This is a genomic window from Halocynthiibacter styelae (assembly GCF_016123485.1).
GTDB classification, from domain to species: domain Bacteria; phylum Pseudomonadota; class Alphaproteobacteria; order Rhodobacterales; family Rhodobacteraceae; genus Halocynthiibacter; species Halocynthiibacter styelae.
In genome coordinates this window covers 49,733-67,639 of sequence record NZ_JADCKQ010000005.1, presented here as the reverse complement: position 1 = coordinate 67,639, position 17,907 = coordinate 49,733, and the positions used below count along the sequence as shown (strand labels likewise).

The following is a 17,907-nucleotide window of genomic DNA, read 5'->3' as shown; positions in this document are numbered from 1 at the left end:
CTGCGGGTATTCTGCGAAAGGCCCCTCCGATGTCATTTGAAACCTGGTTGCTCTTCCTTGCTGTCTCTGTCGCCCCGGTGATCAGCCCCGGTCCCGGGGTGCTGTTCGCGATCACCAATGCGTTGCGCTATGGGGTGAAGGTGACGATCCTGATTGGTTTGATCAACGGGGCGGGGATTGCGGCACTGGGCATCTTTGTCGGTCTGGGGCTGGGGGCGGTTATGAAAGCGTCGGCCCTGGCGTTTCTTATCCTGAAAGTTGTGGGGGCCACTTACCTGATCTGGCTGGGCGTGAAGATCTGGCGGGATCGCAGTGCGTTCCTGATTGAGGCCAACAGCCGGTCTGGCCCCGTGCCCTGGTCCAAACTGTCGGCCCAGGCTGTGGCGATTTCCCTGACTAATCCGAAAGCGATGGTGGCAATCGCAGCCCTCTTCCCACCCTTCCTGAACGCCAATGCCCCCGCCATGTCCCAGGTGGTGATCCTCGCGCTCAGCTATGGCGCGCTCTGTGCCCTGAACCACGCGATTATCGCCGTCTCCGGCAACTGGCTGCGCCGCTTTCTCAGCACGCCAAAGCGCGCCCAACAGGTCCGCCGCGTCACCGGCGGGGCTTTTGTAGGTTTCGGATCGCTTCTGGCGCTGAGCAGTAAGCAGTGAGGATAGAAATGTCTGCGCGTCCATTGTCTCGCGATAATCTGAATACTGTTGTGACCTTGCTGAAAGACGCGGGGGGGTACATTCCGCACAAACGATGCGTTGCTTATGTCTACCCAGATCAGTCGGCTGCGAATGTCGCGGCGTGCTTTGATCAGTTTCCTCAGGGCGCATTTGCGTCTGAAGAGCCAGGCCGCATGATCGGATATCTGAATGCCATCCGTCTCCCATCTCGTATTGCTTTGTCTGTACAGGGCTGGGATGCGGCCACCGGGAATGGAGCAGGTAGTGCACATGACCCTGCAGGGTCATGGCTTTACGTTTGTCGGATGCTTTTGACTGCGGACGCGGGCCACCAGTCTCTTTCGCCCGAGTTGTCTCCTTTACTCAGGGCGCTGAAGGCTCTGGCCATACAAGAAAATCTGGAGGGAGTCGCAATCGCCTTGCCATTTCCTGGAAAACGGGAACGCTCCGGGACGACAGAATTCCAGAAACAATGCCTGTTGGAAGGTCGCGGTGTGGATGGGCAGCCCTATTTGTCGGGAATAATGGGGCCAAGCGAAACAATCAATGTCGCATTGCGAGAAGGCTTTGAACATCTGATCGCTCTTCCTGATTTTCTAGAGAGAGCGAGCCATTTTGCCCTTTTGGTCTGGCATAACCCGGGGAACAAAAATGTTGTTGAGTAGTGTCTGCAGCTCCCCTGGGAATGTAATCTTCAGGCGCAACCAATAAAAAAGGCCGGAAGTTTCCTTCCGGCCCAGGTGTTGATCCTCAGGAGAGAGATCAGATTTCGAGCGCAGCTTCGGGCGTGATGTGATCCATGCCAAGGGCCTCGCCCACTGCGGCGTAGGTCAGCTTGCCTGCGTGCACGTTCAGGCCGTTCAGCAGGTGTGCGTTGTCTTTACAGGCCTGCTTCCAGCCTTTGTTCGCCAGCGCCAGCATGAACGGCATGGTCGCGTTGCCAAGGGCGATGGTGGATGTGCGGGCAACCGCGCCTGGCATGTTGGCCACGCAATAGTGCATTACACCGTCAACTTCGTAGATCGGATCCTGGTGGGTGGTGGCTTTGGAGGTTTCAAAGCAGCCGCCCTGGTCGATCGCAACGTCCACAAGAACTGCGCCTGGTTTCAGGGACTTCAGCTGTTCACGGGAAATCAGCTTAGGTGCTGCTGCGCCCGGGATCAGAACCGCGCCGATGATCATGTCAGCGTCTGCTGCCAGCTCTGCAGTCGCTTCTGCGGTGGAATACTGGTTCTTGAAGGTGCCGCCGAATACGTCATCCAGATACTTCAGACGTGTGAGCGAGCGATCCAGAACAGTTACGTCCGCGCCCATGCCTGCTGCGATTTTCGCAGCGTGGGTGCCAACAACACCGCCGCCGATGACCAGAACTTTCGCAGGGGCTACACCAGGAACGCCGCCCATCAGAACGCCGCGGCCACCGTTGGCTTTTTGCAGGGTGTAAGAACCCACCTGTGGCGCCAGACGACCAGCAACCTCAGACATTGGTGCCAGCAGAGGCAGGCCGCCGTTGTTGTCGGTTACGGTTTCGTAAGCAATTGCGGTACAGCCGCTGTCGATCAGGTCTTTGGTCTGTGCGGGATCGGGTGCCAAGTGCAGGTATGTGAACAGCAGCTGACCTTCGCGCAGCATCTTGCGCTCGCCCGGCTGAGGTTCTTTTACTTTTACGATCATATCTGCTGTCGCAAAAATTTCCTCAGGGGTCGCGAGCATGGTCGCGCCAGCGGCTGTATAATCATCATCTGAAAATCCAGCGCCCAGACCGCCGCCAGCTTCGATAAAGACGTCATGGCCGGCGTTTACAGCTTCGCGCGCAGCAGCAGGTGTCATGCCGATGCGGAATTCCTGGGGTTTGATTTCCTTGGGGCAACCGATTTTCATTGGGATATCCTCTCTCAATTCTCCTGAGACAGACTGTCGCAAGGATGCCAAGCAATTGTCTGGGAATTTATGGGGTGTAATCTCACTTAATATGAAGTATCTTCGAAGTCTGATGAAAATATTAGAAGAATCCACGAAGATATGAGCATCGACAGCGTAGATCGACGAATACTGATTCAGCTTCAGAAGAGCGGCCGGATGTCCAATGCCGAACTGGCAGAGCGGATTAACCTGTCGGCCTCAGCCTGTCACCGACGGGTGCAGCGGCTTGAAGCTGAAGGTTATATCAAAGATTACGTGGCGCTTCTGAACCCGCGTAAACTGGGCCGTCCGACGACTGTGTTTGTGGAAATCACCCTTGCGGCCCAGGCGGATGAGGTTCTGGACGCGTTTGAACGTGCCGTCGCCAAAATCCCGGATGTGCTTGAATGTCACCTGATGGCGGGCAAGTCAGATTATGTGCTGAAAGTCGTGGCGCTTGATACCGAAGATTTCGCCCGGATCCACCGTCAACATCTGTCGCGCCTGCCCGGGGTGACGCAGATGCAAAGCTCCTTCGCCCTGCGCACGGTGTTTAAGACAACTGCCCTGCCGGTTTAACGCGGCAAGGCGGGACATGGTTTAACCCTGGTAATCACCACGGATCGGGTAGTTGTTTTCGCGGATATATTTCACGCCACCGGCAATCGCGCCCATATCGGGACGGGAAAACGGTGCGTTGGAAATATCGGCAAGATGCAGGATGCCTTCGTCATTCACAACAAACAGGCCTGGTTCCGCATAGGGGCGGTCGGTTTCTGCTGCGCTGCGGGGCTCTGAGATATAAAGACCCAGTTCCTTCATCTGCGCGATCGACAGGCCATAGGCAACTTCGGCATCCAGCTTGATGTCGGAATGGAAGTTGCGGGCTTTTTCTTCCGGATCACCGGACACAACAGTGATCTCAACACCGGCTTCGGTAAAGGCGGCCACATGTTTCTGCATGGCTTTCAGCTGCAGGCGGCACAGTGGGCAATGCGCGCCGCGATAGACCAGAACAAGCGCCCAGTTGTCGCCGGATGCTTTGCCAAGGGTGACGTCCTTGCCGGACAGGGTCGGCAGGGTGATGGCGGGGAAGGATTTTCCGGTTTGCGGTTTCATGGGGTGCCCTTTCATGCGTTTCAGCGGACAACCTGACCTTTCCCGCACTACAGTGCAAATCGCGATTTCGTGATGCGTCAGTTTTTCGGGCGCAGGGTCAGGGTGGCGAAACCGGATGTCAGAAGCAGTGCGATCCCGGCCAGTGCCCAGGCGTCAGGCCAGGTGTTGAACACAAGCACGCCAAAGACGGTGGCTGAGATCAGTTGCAGATAGATGAATGGGGCCAGGCGTGATGCTTCTGCCCGGCGGTAGGCCAGCACAAGGCAATAGTTGCCGATGGCGGATCCGAAAGCGCTGATCAGGACCGGGATCACCAGTGCGGGTGAATAGGCTGGCAGGGCTGTTATCCCCATGGGCGTCAGCAGTGTGGTTCCTATCATGAGTTGCGACAACAGCATTTCCAGCGGCCTTGCCCGCGTTGCAAGCCAACGGCTGGCGGTCAGATAGCTGCCGTAAAATATGCCTGCAATCAGGGCAAACAGCGCACCAATCCCCATATCCGGCCCGGGGCGTACGACAAGCAGAACCCCGGCAAAGCCAACCAGCAGTAATACCGTCCGCCGGTGATCCAGTTTTTCTTTCAACAGCAGCCCTGACGCAAAATAGCTGAGGATCGGGCCGACAAAGAAGATCGCAAAAACACTGGCGATGTCTTCTGTGCGCAGAGCCGTCAGGATGGAGGCAATGCCGCCGGTGATAAACGCCCCGCGCAGCCAGATCCGCCAGTCGAGATACAGGCGCAGATCAAAGCGACCGACAATCGGCAGAAACACCAGCATCCCGATCAGAAAGCGGCTCCAGGCGACGAAGAAGGGTGAAACACCGATCTCAGCCGTCAGGATTTTACCTGCCGCGTCCCCACCGGGGATAAGAACCATGGCACCGCAGATAAATGCGACGGCGAGTGTGAAATTCCTGTCCATGGACAAGCTGTCACAGGTTTTCCGGTTCCGTGCAAGCGGAAGCCGGGGCGTGCTTTGGGAAGCTGTTTTTCAAATGGGTTCTGAACGCAAAAAGAAAGCCCCGGTGAAGCAAATCACCGGGGCTTTTAATTTACAGAAATCCGTCAGGTCAGGCGGGTGCTTCCACATACTCGAGGGACAAAATCAGAGAAGCATCTGCACCGGGGACCAGCGCAACAACATCACCGTTAATTTCAAGTTGAGGGGTTCCGCCGCCAATGCTGCGCAGTGTGATAGTCGGAATGCCATCTGCGGGATCATACATGATCTGAATACGATCTTTACCGTTTTCAAAATCGTTGATGATTGCAGTATTGCCGTCTTCCAGCCAGGAACCCAGAACAAATGTATCTGTACCGTCACCACCGCTGGCTTCGTCATCATTGCCGACATAAAGCGTATCATCGCCGCTGTTGCCTGCCAGAACATCAGCAGCCGCATTGGTTTCGCTGCCGGTGAAGCCGCTCAGGGCAATCTGATTGCCATCGTTACCGACTGTATCAAAGACACCTTCCAGGCCGTAGATGGTATCCCCGCCAGAGCCGCCTTCAATTTTGTCTTCGCCTTCACCGCCTACAAGCACATCCTGACCAAGACCACCCTTCAGCGTGTCGTTACCGGCATCCCCGAAGAGGGCGTCAGCACCGCCACCGCCACTGAGAAGGTCATCACCTTCCCCGCCGTGCAGCGTGTCAACATGTTCACCGCCAAACAGATCATCGTTACCGGCGCCGCCCATCAGCGTATCAAGGCCATCGCCACCAAACAGATCGTCGTCACCAGCGCCACCGTTCAGTTCATCAGCACCCTTGCCGCCATCCAGAAGATCGTCACCGTCGTTACCGGACAGGGTATCCTTGCCGTCGCCACCGAAAAGACGGTCGTCGCCTTCACCACCATTCAGCGTGTCATTGCCACCGCCACCAAGCAGCGTGTCATTGCCGGCATCGCCGTTCAGCGTGTCAGATCCAACGCCTGCAAACAGGTCGTCATCGCCGTCCCCGCCGTTCAGGGTATCGGATCCGTTTTTCCCGTGCAGGGTATCATCGCCGTCCATACCATTCAGAATATCGCTGCCACTGGTTCCTTCCAGTGCGTCATTCCCGTCGGTACCGTCCTGAGTTTCGTTCGCGTTACCGCCAGAATTAGAATCTGAATCAAAAATTTCACTGATGGCCCAGCCGCCCAGCAGCAGGCCAATCACGCCCATCACACCCATCATAATAAACTATCCTTCCATACCCATCGCGCAGAAATTCTTCGCGTACTCATTACAACCGAAAACCGGCACTGATCTGGCCAAAGATAGCACCGCTGATTTCGTTATGCGATACTAATTCACCAGAATTCAGGCTGTGGTCGCATTTTAGACAAGATTTGTGCTTTCAATGCGCACCGGAGGCTTCACCTGCCTCACTGTTTCTCTCGGGATACACCTTTAAGGGGTTTGTTTTTATGGGTCTCGCCCATAGGGGGATTAAATGTTAACCGTCAGTGAACACGGCCGATTCCCGGCTGAATGGATGATGAGTGCGCCTGGATTTTCAGCGCGAAATTTTGTGAAAGGACAATTGGTATGATTGGAATTCTGGGACTTCTGCTTGGTGTAGGGGCGCTTGGTGCGCTTTTGGGATCCTCATCCGACGCGCCCTCTGGCGAAACGCTGGAAGGTACCAGTGGTGCCGATACGCTGGAAGGCACCGGCGGTGGCGATACTCTGAATGGTCTGGGGGGGGATGACCTTCTGCGCGGCTTAAATGGTTCCGATACGCTGAACGGTGGAGAAGGCAATGACCGTCTGAACGGTGGCGTTGGCTCTGACACGCTGAACGGCGATGATGGCAATGACGTGCTGATGGGCGGCGGTGGCAATGACACGCTGAACGGCAGCATTGGCGAAGACCGTCTGTTTGGCGGTGATGACGATGATACCCTGTCTGGCGGCGATGATGCCGATCTTCTGGATGGTGGTACAGGTTCCGATGAACTTGATGGCGGCGATGGCGACGACAAACTGTTCGGTGGCGATGGTCTTGATACGCTGATGGGCGGCGACGGGAATGATGAACTCTTCGGCAATGAAGGCGTTGACACCCTTGACGGCGGCGAAGGCGATGACCTTCTCAATGGCGGAACCGGCGCAGATGTTCTCTTTGGCGGGGCCGGTGGTGACACGCTGAAGGGCGATGTTGGTAAAGATGTGCTTGTGGGTGGCGAAGGTGAAGACACGCTTGAGGGCGGTTCTGGCAATGACACAATCTATGGTCTTGAAGGTGTCTTCAATTCAGTTGGCAACGATGGCAATCAGATTGCCCTGAGCGGCTTTACCGGCAGCGAAACCAATGCGGCTGCTGATGAGCTGTTTGGCAACGCCAACGATGACACGCTTTACATTGGCAATGACGATGTTGCCACAGGTGGTGCCGGCAGTGACACATTTGTCGTGGGGACCTGGCTGCAAGACGGCAATGACGCACGTATCGCTGATTTCAACGACACAGATGATTCCGTACAGATCATGTATGCCGCGGCGGATGGCGCACCGACTGTAACGTATAATGACCTTGGTTCCGGCGTTGAAATCCTCGTGAATGGTGACACGGTTGCGCTGGTGACTGGCGCAACAGCAGCGGCACTGGCGGCGAAGGTTTCTCTGGTCGAAGCACCCGCCTGATCCGATCAACAGTGACAAAACAAAAGCCCCGGTGAATTGCTTCACCGGGGCTTTCTATTTTTGCGTTCAGAACGATCTGAAAACGGTTGCTTAAAGCATACCCTCGCGCTGTGCTTTTTTACGAGCCAGCTTGCGGGAACGGCGAATTGCCTCAGCCTTACAACGCGCTTTCTTCTCAGACGGCTTCTCATAGGACTGACGAAGTTTCATCTCGCGGAAGACACCTTCACGCTGAAGTTTCTTCTTCAGAGCACGGAGCGCCTGATCGACGTTGTTATCACGAACACTAACCTGCATGTGGTTTACACCACCTTTCTAAGTTGGATTTGCAAAATTGCAGGAACACGGCCCTATACCAACGAATCTGTGCTTTGTCCAGTTTTGTGCATCTGCGGCATTGCGGGGCTTTCCATTTCGCCTGCACGCGCGATAAGGTGGCATCAGTTATGCAGGAGCACGCCATGACCGAACCTCTCAGAACCCGTCTGCTTCACGCGATTACACCCCATGTTATCTTTGACGGCTGGGGACCGGAAAGCTTTGCTATGGCGGCCTCCGACTGTGACGTGACCCTTGCCGATGCCCAGGCAACATGCCCGCGCGGGGCGCTCGATCTGGCGGTGGATTTCCACAAGGCGGGCGATGCACAGATGCTGGCGGCGGTAGATGAGATGCCTCTGTCCGATATGCGCATCCGCGATCGTGTGGCGGCACTTGTTATGGCCCGGCTTGAGGCTGCGGAAGATAAGGAACTCGTGCGTCGCGGGTCTTCGCTGTTTGCGCTGCCGGGGAATGCATCAGAAGGCGCGGCTCTGATCTGGGGCACGGCGGATGCGATCTGGACGGCGCTGGGCGATACATCAGAGGACGGCAACTGGTATTCCAAACGCGCGGTTTTGTCCGGTGTTTATGGATCCACTGTACTGTACTGGCTGGGTGATGACAGCCCGGATCACCAGGCCACGCTTGAGTTCCTCGACCGTCGCATTGAAAACGTCATGCAGTTTGAAAAGGCCAAAGCCCAGGCGCAGAAACTGCCCTTTGTCGGCGGGCTGATCAGTTCCGTCATGAGTAATATCAAAGCCCCGGGCACCACCACGCGTGATGATCTGCCGGGCACAATTAACAGGACTTAATATGACACTGCCAACAGACATGCGCGCCGTTGAAATCACTGAACCCGGCGCGCCAGAGGTGTTGAAACCCTGCACGCGCCCCGTGCCGCAGCCCCGCGCGGGTGAGATTCTGTTGCGCCTGGAATATGCCGGTGTGAACCGCCCCGACGCCCTGCAACGTGCAGGCAAATATGCCCCGCCCCCCACAGCATCCGACCTTCCGGGGCTGGAAGGCGCGGGCGAAGTTGTGGCCCTGGGCGATGGCGTCACAGGCCTGTCCATCGGCGATGAAGTCTGCGCCCTGCTGCCCGGTGGTGGTTATGCGGAATATGTTGCAACCCCCGCCGCCCACTGCCTGCCCGTGCCCGAAGGCATGTCCATGGCAGAGGCCGCCTGCATCCCGGAAAACTACTTCACCGTCTGGTCGAATGTCTTCATGCGTGGTGGGCTGAAAGCGGGCGAACGTTTCCTTGTGCATGGCGGATCTTCCGGCATTGGCACAACCGCGATCCAGCTGGCCCATGCTTTTGGCGCGCGGGTTTTCACCACTGCGGGCAATGACACGAAATGCGCGGTCTGTTCCGATCTGGGCGCGGAACGTGCGATCAACTACCGCGAGGAAGATTTTGTGTCCGTGCTGAAGGGCGAGGGCGGCGCTGATCTGATCCTTGATATGGTCGGTGGCAGCTATATCGCCCGCAATATCAAAACCCTCGTGCCGGAAGGCCGCATGGTGCATATCGCTTTTCTTGAAGGCCCGATGGCTGAGATCAACTTCGCCCAGATCATGGCGAAACGCCTGACCGTGACCGGTTCCACCCTGCGCCCGCAAAGCGACCTCGCCAAGGCCCGTATCGCGGATGAGCTGCGTGAACATGTCTGGCCGCTGCTGAGCGCAGGCAAACTGCAAGTGGTGATGGATTCCACCTTCGCGCTGGACGACGCCGCCAAAGCCCACGCCTGGATGGAGACCTCAAACCACATCGGAAAGATTGTGCTGAAGGTGTAATTCACAAACCATCCGGCCGTCAGGTCGGACAGCCCCCGACCCTCCCCACGGGAGGGGGCTTCACCCCCACCCAGGGTCAGGGGCTGTCCTTAGTGGCTTACTTCGGAGGCTCGTTCTTCTTAGCTTGAACTTCCATCCAGCTCAGACTTTCCGCCATAAAACGGACTTCCTCTGCTGTTGCTGGCCTGCCGCGAGCTACGTCGTTGTAGATACGGCGGAGATCATCACTCCAGGTGACGCAGGTAAAATTTGATCGGTTCATGTTATAAGTTTCCTATGGCCACTTTACAATGAGCGCGACCAAAGGGTAACCTCAACTCAGGCTTGAGAGGATGCGTCCCTTTGTGATTCAGTGAATTGCCGGGCCTGGACGCTCCACTTAATTAGATGCAAGGTTCTGTAGGAGGAACCTTGCATCGTCGCTAACAGCATTTTTTGATACCGCTGGCAGTAAAATACTGATGGTAACCTTCGGGCGTCAACGAATTTATCTTTGCGAAACGTAAAATATAGTGGTTGCACGACATTTGCCCACAAGATACGGGCGATCATGGTGAATATTCATGTGTCGAACCCATTGTTGGAATCGACTCACGTTCACCGCAATACCTCAAACAAAGCCCGTTCCGCCGGGCAATCGCGGATCACGTCTTCGCCGCAGATACGTGGCTCCATATCCGGGGTCAGGCAGATGCGAACCTCCTGAATGTGATCTCCCCGACAGGTGACGGTCAGCATATCAGGCTCTAACGCGGGGTTTTCTTTCAAAAACGCCTCTTCCACCACACGGGCGGGCAGGCGGACGGTGTCATCGAGGCGGCGAAAGACCGAAGGGCGCGTGACCTCACCATAAGCTTCGCGCGACAGGGCATAGTAATCATCCGACGACAGCCCCGTGCAGCGCCCATGTTTGTTCCACTGATGCCAGGCCAGCCCGGAGGTGCCCATAATATCCGCCATCTCTGCGGTATCCCCACGGGTTGGGTTGCGATGCGTGGTCGGGCAATAAGACGGCCAGCCCTGTTCATACTGCGGCCACAGCCCGTGCAGGATCCAGCCATGACCAGACCCGTTCTCACATTGCGGCGAATTGCGTGCATCGCCTTCAAGCGCGCACCAGTTCGGTGACCAGGACAGGGCCAGCACATAGTAATCAAATTCCCCCGCGCGTTCGCCATCCGCCTGCGCGGCCCCGGCCAAACCCGCAAATGCCAGCACGAAAAATCCCAAAACCTTACAAATCTGCATTTGCTCTTTCCTCTTTGACGCCTGGGTATTATATAGGGATCAAGTTCCCCGACAATGTGAACCCGCCTGGCTGGCAAAACTGCCACAGGCCGCCCTTTCCGGGGCATGGGAAAGCTTTGTCCTGATGCATTAAGGAGAGGGCCCATGGCCAAACCAATTATGGCGAAAGCTACAGCTGTATGGCTGGTTGATAACACCACGCTCAGCTTCAAACAGATCGCTGATTTCTGCCAGCTGCACGAGCTGGAAGTTCAGGGCATTGCGGATGGTGATGTTGCAACCGGCGTGAAAGGTTTTGACCCGATCGCAAACAATCAGCTGACCCAGGAAGAAATCACCGCTGCGGAGGAAAGCCCGCTGCACAAGCTGAAGCTGAAGTTCAACGCTGCCGCTGTTGGCGAAGAGAAACGCCGTGGCCCGCGTTATACGCCGCTGTCTAAGCGCCAGGACCGTCCGGCGTCTATCCTGTGGCTGGTGAAATTCCACCCGGAACTGTCTGACGCGCAGGTGTCTAAACTTGTTGGCACCACCAAGCCAACCATTCAGGCGATCCGCGAACGCACCCACTGGAACATCGCCAACATTCAGCCGATTGATCCGGTTGCTCTGGGCCTGTGTAAGCAGTCTGAGCTGGATAAAGCCGTTCAGAAAGCGAACGAAAAGAAAGCCCGTGAAGGCGCTGTGATGTCCGATGAGGAACGTCGCAAGCTTGTGTCCACAGAACAAAGTCTGGGTCTGGAAGAAGAGCCGAAAATGCCGGCGGCGATTGAAGGCCTTGAAGCCTTTAGCCTGGGTGGCGCAGACATCATCGAACAGGATGAAGATGATCGCAAAGACAGCGATTTCGCGGATGCGGACAGCTTCTTCAACCTGCCCGAAGGCGACGGCGAAGAGCAGCCATAAGCCTTACGACATTCCAAAGAAAAACCCGGGCAGGCCCCGGGTTTTTTTATTGCGCATGTTGGGTATTAAGCCAATTTTTATCTGGCCAGGCGGGTTCTTAAGACCGGGACAATGATCAGACCGGCTGCAATGATCAGCAAGCCAAGTGTCATGGGCCGTTCAAGGATGAACGACACGCCACCGTAAAGCTGCATCGAGCGCGAGAAATTGTCTTCCATCATGCCGCCCAGGATAAACCCAATCAACAGGGGGGGCAGCGGATAGTTGGCAAATTTCAACGCAATACCGCAGATACCGAACCCGACCAGCATAAGCAGTTCTGTCGCATTGTTCTGACCGATGTAGGCCCCCATCAAAGTGAAAAACAGGATGAACGGGATCAGGAAGTTGCGCGGAATGGCCAGCAGTTTCGCGATATAGGGGATCAACGGCAGGTTTAAGATCAGCAGCACCAGGTTGCCGATGAACATGGACATGATAACGGCCCAGAAAATCTGCGGATCGTCGATCATCAGGCGTGGGCCCGGTGTAACGTTCAAAGCGATCAATGCGCCAAGAAGAATAGCCGTGGTGCCAGACCCGGGTATGCCCAGCGTCAACAGTGGCACGAAGGACCCCGTGCAAGCCGCGTTGTTGGCGGATTCCGGGGCGGCAAGCCCTTTGATGGATCCTTTTCCGAACTCGTCCTGTTCATGTTTCGGGGCGATGTTGCGTTCCACCGCATAGCCAAGGAAGGATGCGATTGTTGCACCAGCCCCCGGCAAGACACCAATAAAGAAGCCCTGAATAGACTGGCGGCCAATGACGGGCGTGATTGCCCGTGCTTCGGCGCGTGTGATGCGCAGATCTTTGATTTCGCCGCCATCATCGCCAAGGTTCTTTGGCTTCAGGATAAGGAAGACTGCTTCGGGCAGGGCAAACATTGCCATGGCCAGTGTGATGAAGCCAAAGCCTGACTGCAGGTCCATGATGCCGCCTGTAAAGCGTGGCAGGTTGAACAATGCGCCTTCGCCCACGGTTGCCATGATCAGTCCAAGGGTCGTCATCAACAATGCTTTGCTCACCTGGCCGGGCCCCGCGAAAGCTGCGATGGCGGACAGGCCAACAACCATCAGTGCGAAATATTCCGGTGAATGGAACAGCAAGGCGACGGTCGACAGCATTGGTGCGAAGATCATCAACAGAATTGCGCCTATCGTGCCGCCTGCAAAACTGGCAATGGCAGCGATTGTCAGGGCCTTGCCGGCCTTCCCCTGGCGCGCCATGGGATAGCCATCAAATGATGAGGCAACGGTTCCGGCCACTCCGGGTGCATTAAGCAGGATTGAAGACGTCGACCCACCAAATATCGCGCCGTAGTAGACGCCCGCCAGCAGGATCAATGCGGCGGATGGATCACCCATGGTAATCGCGACAGGGATCATGATTGCGATAATCGACATCGGGCCAAGTCCGGGCAACATGCCGATGAATGTGCCGATCAGACAACCGCCGATAACGACCAGTAAGTTTTGCAGAGACAGGGCCGTTTGCAGGCCAATTAAGATACCTTCAAGCATATTAAACTCCCATAAACATTGGCAGGGGGCGCAGGAAAATGCCAAGCACTTCCTGGACCAGATACCAGACGGATCCGGTGGCGATGAAAGCAATAGGGATCATCAGATGCCATTTGCGTTCGCCCAGAATGAACGAGCCGAGTATCAGGAATGCTGATGTTGAAAACAGAAACCCAAGCGAACGCAGGCAAAGCGCATAGATGACCATCAGGGCCAGCAGAAACACAGCCTGCCCGATGAAATAGTCCCCCAAACGGCGGTGGTCGATCTCGCCTGTCTTTTCCTCGCCCTTCTCAAACCCAAGCAGAATGATAAAGGATGCACCGATGCCAAGGACGGAAAGAACTTTGGGAAATGTGCTGGGCCAGATGGGGTTTCGGCGCATGAATGGTGCTAAATCAGCGTCCATCGTGAACCAGGCGGTGTATCCATAGATGATACAGATTACCAATAGAACAAGTGCGATCCAACGATCCAAAGCCATGAAGCAATCTCCCAATTTTTCTGAATATTTCAGGTAGACGTGACGAAGCGCCTGAACGCTTCGCCATGTTTGTGTTGTGATGTTTGGGTTCAGAGGAAGCCAAGCTTCTTCATCAGATCGCCGATCACGGTTTCCTGTTCTTCAAGGAAGCTGCGGAATTCGTCACCAGAGTTGTGGATGTTAACCCAACCGTTGCGTGCGCGCACGGTTTCCCATTCGGGGGTGTCATACATGGCTGTGATCGCAGACTGGTATTGCGTCAGCTTTTCCTCAGACATGCCCGGTGCACCAAAAAAGCCGCGCCAGTTGACGAATGTGGTGTCGATACCCTGTTCCATCATCGTCATGGCGTCCGGGGCCGCGTCAACACGTTCGGAGGCTGTGACGCCGATGATTTTGACTTCGCCTGCGTTGGACAGGTCAACCGCCTCAGAGAAACCAGTTGAAAGAGCAGCGATTTCACCGGACAGCAATGCCGCCATTGCTGTGCCGCCTGCGTCATATGGAATGTAGTTCACGCCAAGCGCATCACGACCCGATGCTTCCATAACCATGGCAGCAACAAGGTGGTCCATACCGCCCGGAACTGAACCGCCACCAAAGGGCGTGCCAGAAGGGTCTGCGTCATAGGCTGCCAGCAGATCTTCCATGTTGTTGAGCGGGCTGTCTTTGCCCACAACGATTGCCGCATAGTCACCAATTGTGCCGGATACCAGTGTCAGATCACGGAAGTTATGCGGAAACACACCCGTCAGGGAACGGATCACGATCGGGGTTGAATTGACCATCAACGCGCCTTCAAGGCTTTCGGCGTTTTCGATCATGTAACCGATCGCAACACCGCCGCCACCGCCGGACATGTTTTCATAAGACGCGGTGCCAACAAGGCCCGATTCCGTCAGCGCTTCGCCCGTGCCGCGCGCGGTGCCATCCCAGCCACCACCGGCACCACCGGGGATGATGAAATGGATTTCGTCAAGGATCTTGTGGCCGTCTGCAAAAGCAGGTGCGCCAAAGGCAAATGTTGCCGCAGTTGCAGCGATCAGGGCACGACGGCCCATTTTAAAAGTTGTCATTTTACTCTCCCATTTGATAACCGTTCTCCTCACGGCCCTGAGCATTAAGACAATCACGGCAACCTGACATAAACCTGTCACGCGCCTAAATAGTGAGATGCCTGCGATGAAATATCTTCTTGTCGAAGACAATCTTGAGCTTGCTGAGGCGGTCGCCTCGCGTATCCGTCTGGATGGGCATACAGTTGATCACGCTGCAAAAATTGCGGATGCAATCGCTTTTGTGGACACAAGCGAATACGATCTGATCCTGCTGGATATCATGTTGCCGGATGGCGATGGACGTCACTTTCTGAAACAGCATCGCGCGCGTAAAAACTTCACGCCAGTGATTGTTCTGACAGCGCGCAGCCAGGTGTCAGACCGAATCGGATTGCTGGATTTGGGGGCAGACGATTACCTGACCAAGCCATTCGATCATGCCGAATTACAGGCGCGCTGCCGCGCTGTTTTGCGACGAAATGCAGGATCTGCACAATCGCTTCAGACCATCGGAGACGTCGAATTCGATGCCGTATCCGGCCATCTGCGTGTCAACGGAAACACCATCAATCTGCGCAATCGCGAACTGCGCCTGCTTGAACTGCTCATCGCCAACAAGGGGAAAATCTTTTCAAAACAGAAGCTGGTGGATCGGCTTTTTTCATATGATGACGACGTGTCCGAGAACGCGATTGAGGTCTACATCGGACGTTTGCGCAAGCACCTGGAAGGGTCAGAAGTGCGGATCGTGACGCTGCGCGGATTGGGTTACAGGTTGGATCATGACAGCTAATGTGATCGTCTCAGGATCGTTGCGAAACCGGTTGGCGATTATCCTGACTGGTGGCGCGGCCTTGCTGGCGCTGGTCTTATATCTGGTGGTTCGCGCGCTTGCCGCGCAAGTGGCGCAACAAGGCCAGGACAACATCCTGAGCGCGTCGATGTCATCCGTGCTGGATACTGCCGTGATCCGCGATGGGCGTGTGATGCTGGACTTCCCGTATTCGTCTTTTTCGATGCTCAACACGCAAGCGGATGACCGCGTTTTTTACGCCATTTACGAAGGCGAAACGCTGCTTTCGGGGTACGATTGGCTTGTTGTGCCGGATGATCTTGCGCCGGAAAATACGCTTTTTGAGACCACAACAATCAACGGTGACCACTTGCGCGTCGCCACAGGCAGCAGGGTTCTGATCGGGTCTGATGGTCCCCGGAACGTGTCGGTGTCCATCGCCCAGACCCAGGACGCTTTGTCCAACACGTTGAACGGGATTTCCCGGAATGTTGCGTTTCTTGGCCTGGGGTTCTTTCTGATGTCATCTGCGCTGGCGATCTGGGCCGCGTCCACCACCAGCGGCCAGATGCGCCGCCTGACAACATCCGTTACCCGAAGAGGCCCGCAGGATCTGAGCCCTGTGACCAAAGCTGTACCGTCTGAGATGGCACCGCTGGTCGGGTCGCTGAATACGTTCATGTCGCGGCTGGATCACACGCTGACCCAATCTGAGGACTTCATCGCAGAGGCGGCCCATCGTATCCGAACGCCCCTTGCAACGGTGCGCTCTCATGCTGAAGCGACGCTGCAACGCGTTGATCGCGAAGACAATCGCAAATCATTGCAGGCCATGGTGCGCGCGATTGACGAAAGCAGCCGCACAGCGGGGCAATTGCTGGATCATGCGATGGTGACGTTTCGCGCTGAAAACCTTGAAATGTCACAAGTCGATCTGGTCGAGCTGTTACAAGAACTGGTTCTTGGCATGACACCCGTTGCCGAGATGAAAGACATCACGATTACAATGAAGGTTGAAGGCCCTGCAACGTTGCTGGGCGATGCGATCCTGCTTCAGAACGCTTTGCGCAATTTAATTGATAATGCGCTTAAATATGCCCCGGCAGAAACCCGTCTTCTTGTGGAAGTATCCAGGTCGCCGACTTTGTCCGTCAGTGTTTATGACGAAGGCCAGGGCTTTGCACCGGATGAGATTGAAACGCTTTCCGGGCGTTTCGTACGTGGCAAAAATATGGGCAACAAAGTTGGGTCAGGGCTGGGGCTGACAATCGCACAGGAAGTTGCGGTCGCACATGGCGGCAAGCTGATCCTGAGCAACAGACCGGAGGGCGGCGCATGCGTTACCTTGTTCTTTTAATTCTGCTTCTGGCACCCTTTGGCATCCTCGCCCGGGAATGGGAGGATCTGCAGGTTTTTGGTTCATCTGACCGGCCTCCCCTGCGTATCCTTTCCAGCACGGACACGTCGTTTTTTGCACCAATCATTGAAGACTTCATTGCGATGTCGCCAAACACTTCGGTTGAATATTTTGTCACCGGCACTGTCGAGCTGGATCAGATGTTTCGCGCCGCACCCGATCAGTTTGATATCGTGATCTCCAGCGCAATGGACCTGCAGCTTAAGCTGGCAAACGATGGGTTTTCGTCGACCGTCATGAATGTTGATCATCCGGACTGGGCGCAGTGGCACAACAGCCTGTTTGCATTCACCTCTGAACCTGCGGCCATTGTCATCAACCGCAAAGCCTTTGACGGCCTTAACATCCCAGGCCGCAGGCAGGATCTGATCCAGCTGATGCGGGACCACCCGGACCGGTTTCAGGGACGGGTTGGGACTTATGATGTAAGGCAATCCGGTTTGGGCTATCTTTTCGCCACCCAGGATGCGCGCGCGACCGAAACCTATTGGCGTCTGACAGAAGTTATGGGGCGCGTTGGCGCAAAACTATACTGTTGCTCCGGCCAGATGATTGATGATCTGCGGTCGGGTGATCTGATCATGGCCTATAACGTCCTGGGAAGCTACGCACAGGCGCAGGCCGCAATATCTGATGATCTGATGGTCATCCTGCCGTCTGAGTTTCCAACAACGATGATGCGGACGATCTTAGCATCCGCCGCCGCCCCAGACCCGCAGCGCGCCGATCGCTTTGTGCGCCACCTCCTGAAACTTCAGTCGGTTGGCGACCCGGCCATTTTCCCCCTGCCACCGCTGGCAGTGTCGGAAGATTTTCAGACACAACGGACGATCAATCTGGATCCTGCCCTGATGACTTACCTGGATCAAATGAAACGCGAAGCATTCATCCGCGAATGGGAAGACGCAATTGTACAGGTGGATTAGGGCCAGCCTGCCATCCTGTTTTCAACACGGCCCACAAGCAATGGCTATTGGAAAGCAGATA

The 17,907-nt window shown here is 55.8% G+C and carries 19 protein-coding genes; 10 read left to right on the top strand and 9 right to left on the bottom strand.

What is annotated here, in order from left to right; translation table 11 throughout:
* Positions 1-29 precede the first annotated feature (29 nt).
* Both H1D41_RS08180 and H1D41_RS08175 read left to right on the top strand, forming a co-directional pair.
* Positions 30-656, top strand: coding sequence for a LysE family translocator (locus H1D41_RS08180; RefSeq protein WP_228848440.1), 627 nt, complete (start codon positions 30-32; stop codon positions 654-656).
* Positions 657-664: 8 nt separating this feature from the next.
* Complete coding sequence (locus H1D41_RS08175; RefSeq protein ID WP_228848439.1) at positions 665-1,342, top strand: hypothetical protein; 678 nt, start codon at positions 665-667, stop codon at positions 1,340-1,342.
* Positions 1,343-1,439: 97 nt separating this feature from the next.
* On the opposite strand, the gene ald is transcribed toward H1D41_RS08175, so the two are convergent.
* Entirely contained in the window at positions 1,440-2,558 is a 1,119-nt protein-coding gene (ald, locus tag H1D41_RS08170) for an alanine dehydrogenase (protein WP_228848438.1), read from the bottom strand.
* Positions 2,559-2,699: 141 nt separating this feature from the next.
* On the opposite strand from ald, the gene H1D41_RS08165 reads away from it, so the two are divergent.
* Positions 2,700-3,158: an Lrp/AsnC family transcriptional regulator gene (locus H1D41_RS08165; RefSeq protein ID WP_107496816.1), complete on the top strand. Its 459-nt coding sequence runs from the start codon at positions 2,700-2,702 to the stop codon at positions 3,156-3,158.
* 21 nt (positions 3,159-3,179) lie between these two features.
* Here the strand turns inward: H1D41_RS08165 and H1D41_RS08160 are convergent, their stop codons facing one another.
* The 3 genes from H1D41_RS08160 to H1D41_RS08150 all read right to left on the bottom strand — a co-directional run bounded on the left by H1D41_RS08160 (position 3,180) and on the right by H1D41_RS08150 (position 5,882).
* On the bottom strand, positions 3,180-3,698 hold the full coding sequence (locus H1D41_RS08160) for a peroxiredoxin-like family protein (protein WP_228848437.1): 519 nt from the start codon (positions 3,696-3,698) through the stop codon (positions 3,180-3,182).
* Positions 3,699-3,775: 77 nt separating this feature from the next.
* The gene (locus H1D41_RS08155) at positions 3,776-4,621 is read right to left on the bottom strand and encodes a DMT family transporter (protein WP_228848436.1); all 846 of its coding nucleotides are present in this window, start codon (positions 4,619-4,621) and stop codon (positions 3,776-3,778) included.
* 148 nt (positions 4,622-4,769) lie between these two features.
* Positions 4,770-5,882, bottom strand: coding sequence for a calcium-binding protein (locus H1D41_RS08150; RefSeq protein WP_267473637.1), 1,113 nt, complete (start codon positions 5,880-5,882; stop codon positions 4,770-4,772).
* Positions 5,883-6,236: 354 nt separating this feature from the next.
* Here H1D41_RS08150 and H1D41_RS08140 point away from each other — a divergent pair, with 354 nt between their 5' ends.
* Positions 6,237-7,334 (top strand): calcium-binding protein, encoded by a 1,098-nt coding sequence (locus H1D41_RS08140; RefSeq protein WP_228848435.1) that lies wholly within the window; start codon positions 6,237-6,239, stop codon positions 7,332-7,334.
* 90 nt (positions 7,335-7,424) lie between these two features.
* On the opposite strand, the gene rpsU is transcribed toward H1D41_RS08140, so the two are convergent.
* Positions 7,425-7,631 (bottom strand): 30S ribosomal protein S21, encoded by a 207-nt coding sequence (gene rpsU, locus H1D41_RS08135; protein WP_107496821.1) that lies wholly within the window; start codon positions 7,629-7,631, stop codon positions 7,425-7,427.
* Between the two features lie 164 nt (positions 7,632-7,795).
* On the opposite strand from rpsU, the gene H1D41_RS08130 reads away from it, so the two are divergent.
* Both H1D41_RS08130 and H1D41_RS08125 read left to right on the top strand, forming a co-directional pair.
* Positions 7,796-8,470: a COQ9 family protein gene (locus tag H1D41_RS08130; protein ID WP_228848434.1), complete on the top strand. Its 675-nt coding sequence runs from the start codon at positions 7,796-7,798 to the stop codon at positions 8,468-8,470.
* Between the two features lies 1 nt (position 8,471).
* Entirely contained in the window at positions 8,472-9,458 is a 987-nt protein-coding gene (locus H1D41_RS08125) for an NAD(P)H-quinone oxidoreductase (protein ID WP_394355400.1), read from the top strand.
* A 597-nt stretch (positions 9,459-10,055) separates the two neighbouring features.
* On the opposite strand, the gene H1D41_RS08120 is transcribed toward H1D41_RS08125, so the two are convergent.
* Positions 10,056-10,706, bottom strand: coding sequence for a ribonuclease T2 (locus H1D41_RS08120; protein WP_228848433.1), 651 nt, complete (start codon positions 10,704-10,706; stop codon positions 10,056-10,058).
* A gap of 144 nt (positions 10,707-10,850) precedes the next feature.
* Here H1D41_RS08120 and H1D41_RS08115 point away from each other — a divergent pair, with 144 nt between their 5' ends.
* Positions 10,851-11,609: a DUF1013 domain-containing protein gene (locus H1D41_RS08115; protein ID WP_228848432.1), complete on the top strand. Its 759-nt coding sequence runs from the start codon at positions 10,851-10,853 to the stop codon at positions 11,607-11,609.
* Between the two features lie 77 nt (positions 11,610-11,686).
* Here the strand turns inward: H1D41_RS08115 and H1D41_RS08110 are convergent, their stop codons facing one another.
* The 3 genes from H1D41_RS08110 to H1D41_RS08100 form a co-directional block, all read right to left on the bottom strand.
* Positions 11,687-13,168 carry a tripartite tricarboxylate transporter permease gene (locus tag H1D41_RS08110; protein ID WP_228848431.1) on the bottom strand — a complete coding sequence of 494 codons (1,482 nt, stop codon included), beginning with the start codon at positions 13,166-13,168 and terminating at the stop codon, positions 11,687-11,689.
* Between the two features lies 1 nt (position 13,169).
* Positions 13,170-13,652: a tripartite tricarboxylate transporter TctB family protein gene (locus tag H1D41_RS08105; protein ID WP_228848430.1), complete on the bottom strand. Its 483-nt coding sequence runs from the start codon at positions 13,650-13,652 to the stop codon at positions 13,170-13,172.
* A gap of 89 nt (positions 13,653-13,741) precedes the next feature.
* The gene (locus H1D41_RS08100) at positions 13,742-14,728 is read right to left on the bottom strand and encodes a Bug family tripartite tricarboxylate transporter substrate binding protein (RefSeq protein WP_228848429.1); all 987 of its coding nucleotides are present in this window, start codon (positions 14,726-14,728) and stop codon (positions 13,742-13,744) included.
* 106 nt (positions 14,729-14,834) lie between these two features.
* Here H1D41_RS08100 and H1D41_RS08095 point away from each other — a divergent pair, with 106 nt between their 5' ends.
* The 3 genes from H1D41_RS08095 to H1D41_RS08085 are packed head-to-tail and all read left to right on the top strand — an operon-like array spanning position 14,835 to position 17,846.
* Positions 14,835-15,503: a response regulator transcription factor gene (locus H1D41_RS08095; protein WP_228848428.1), complete on the top strand. Its 669-nt coding sequence runs from the start codon at positions 14,835-14,837 to the stop codon at positions 15,501-15,503.
* The gene (locus H1D41_RS08090; protein WP_228848427.1) at positions 15,493-16,860 is read left to right on the top strand and encodes a sensor histidine kinase; all 1,368 of its coding nucleotides are present in this window, start codon (positions 15,493-15,495) and stop codon (positions 16,858-16,860) included. Before H1D41_RS08095 ends, H1D41_RS08090 begins: the two co-directional genes overlap by 11 nt.
* Positions 16,839-17,846, top strand: coding sequence for an ABC transporter substrate-binding protein (locus H1D41_RS08085; protein ID WP_228848426.1), 1,008 nt, complete (start codon positions 16,839-16,841; stop codon positions 17,844-17,846). The genes H1D41_RS08090 and H1D41_RS08085 overlap by 22 nt, the downstream gene beginning before the upstream one ends.
* Positions 17,847-17,907 lie beyond the last annotated feature (61 nt).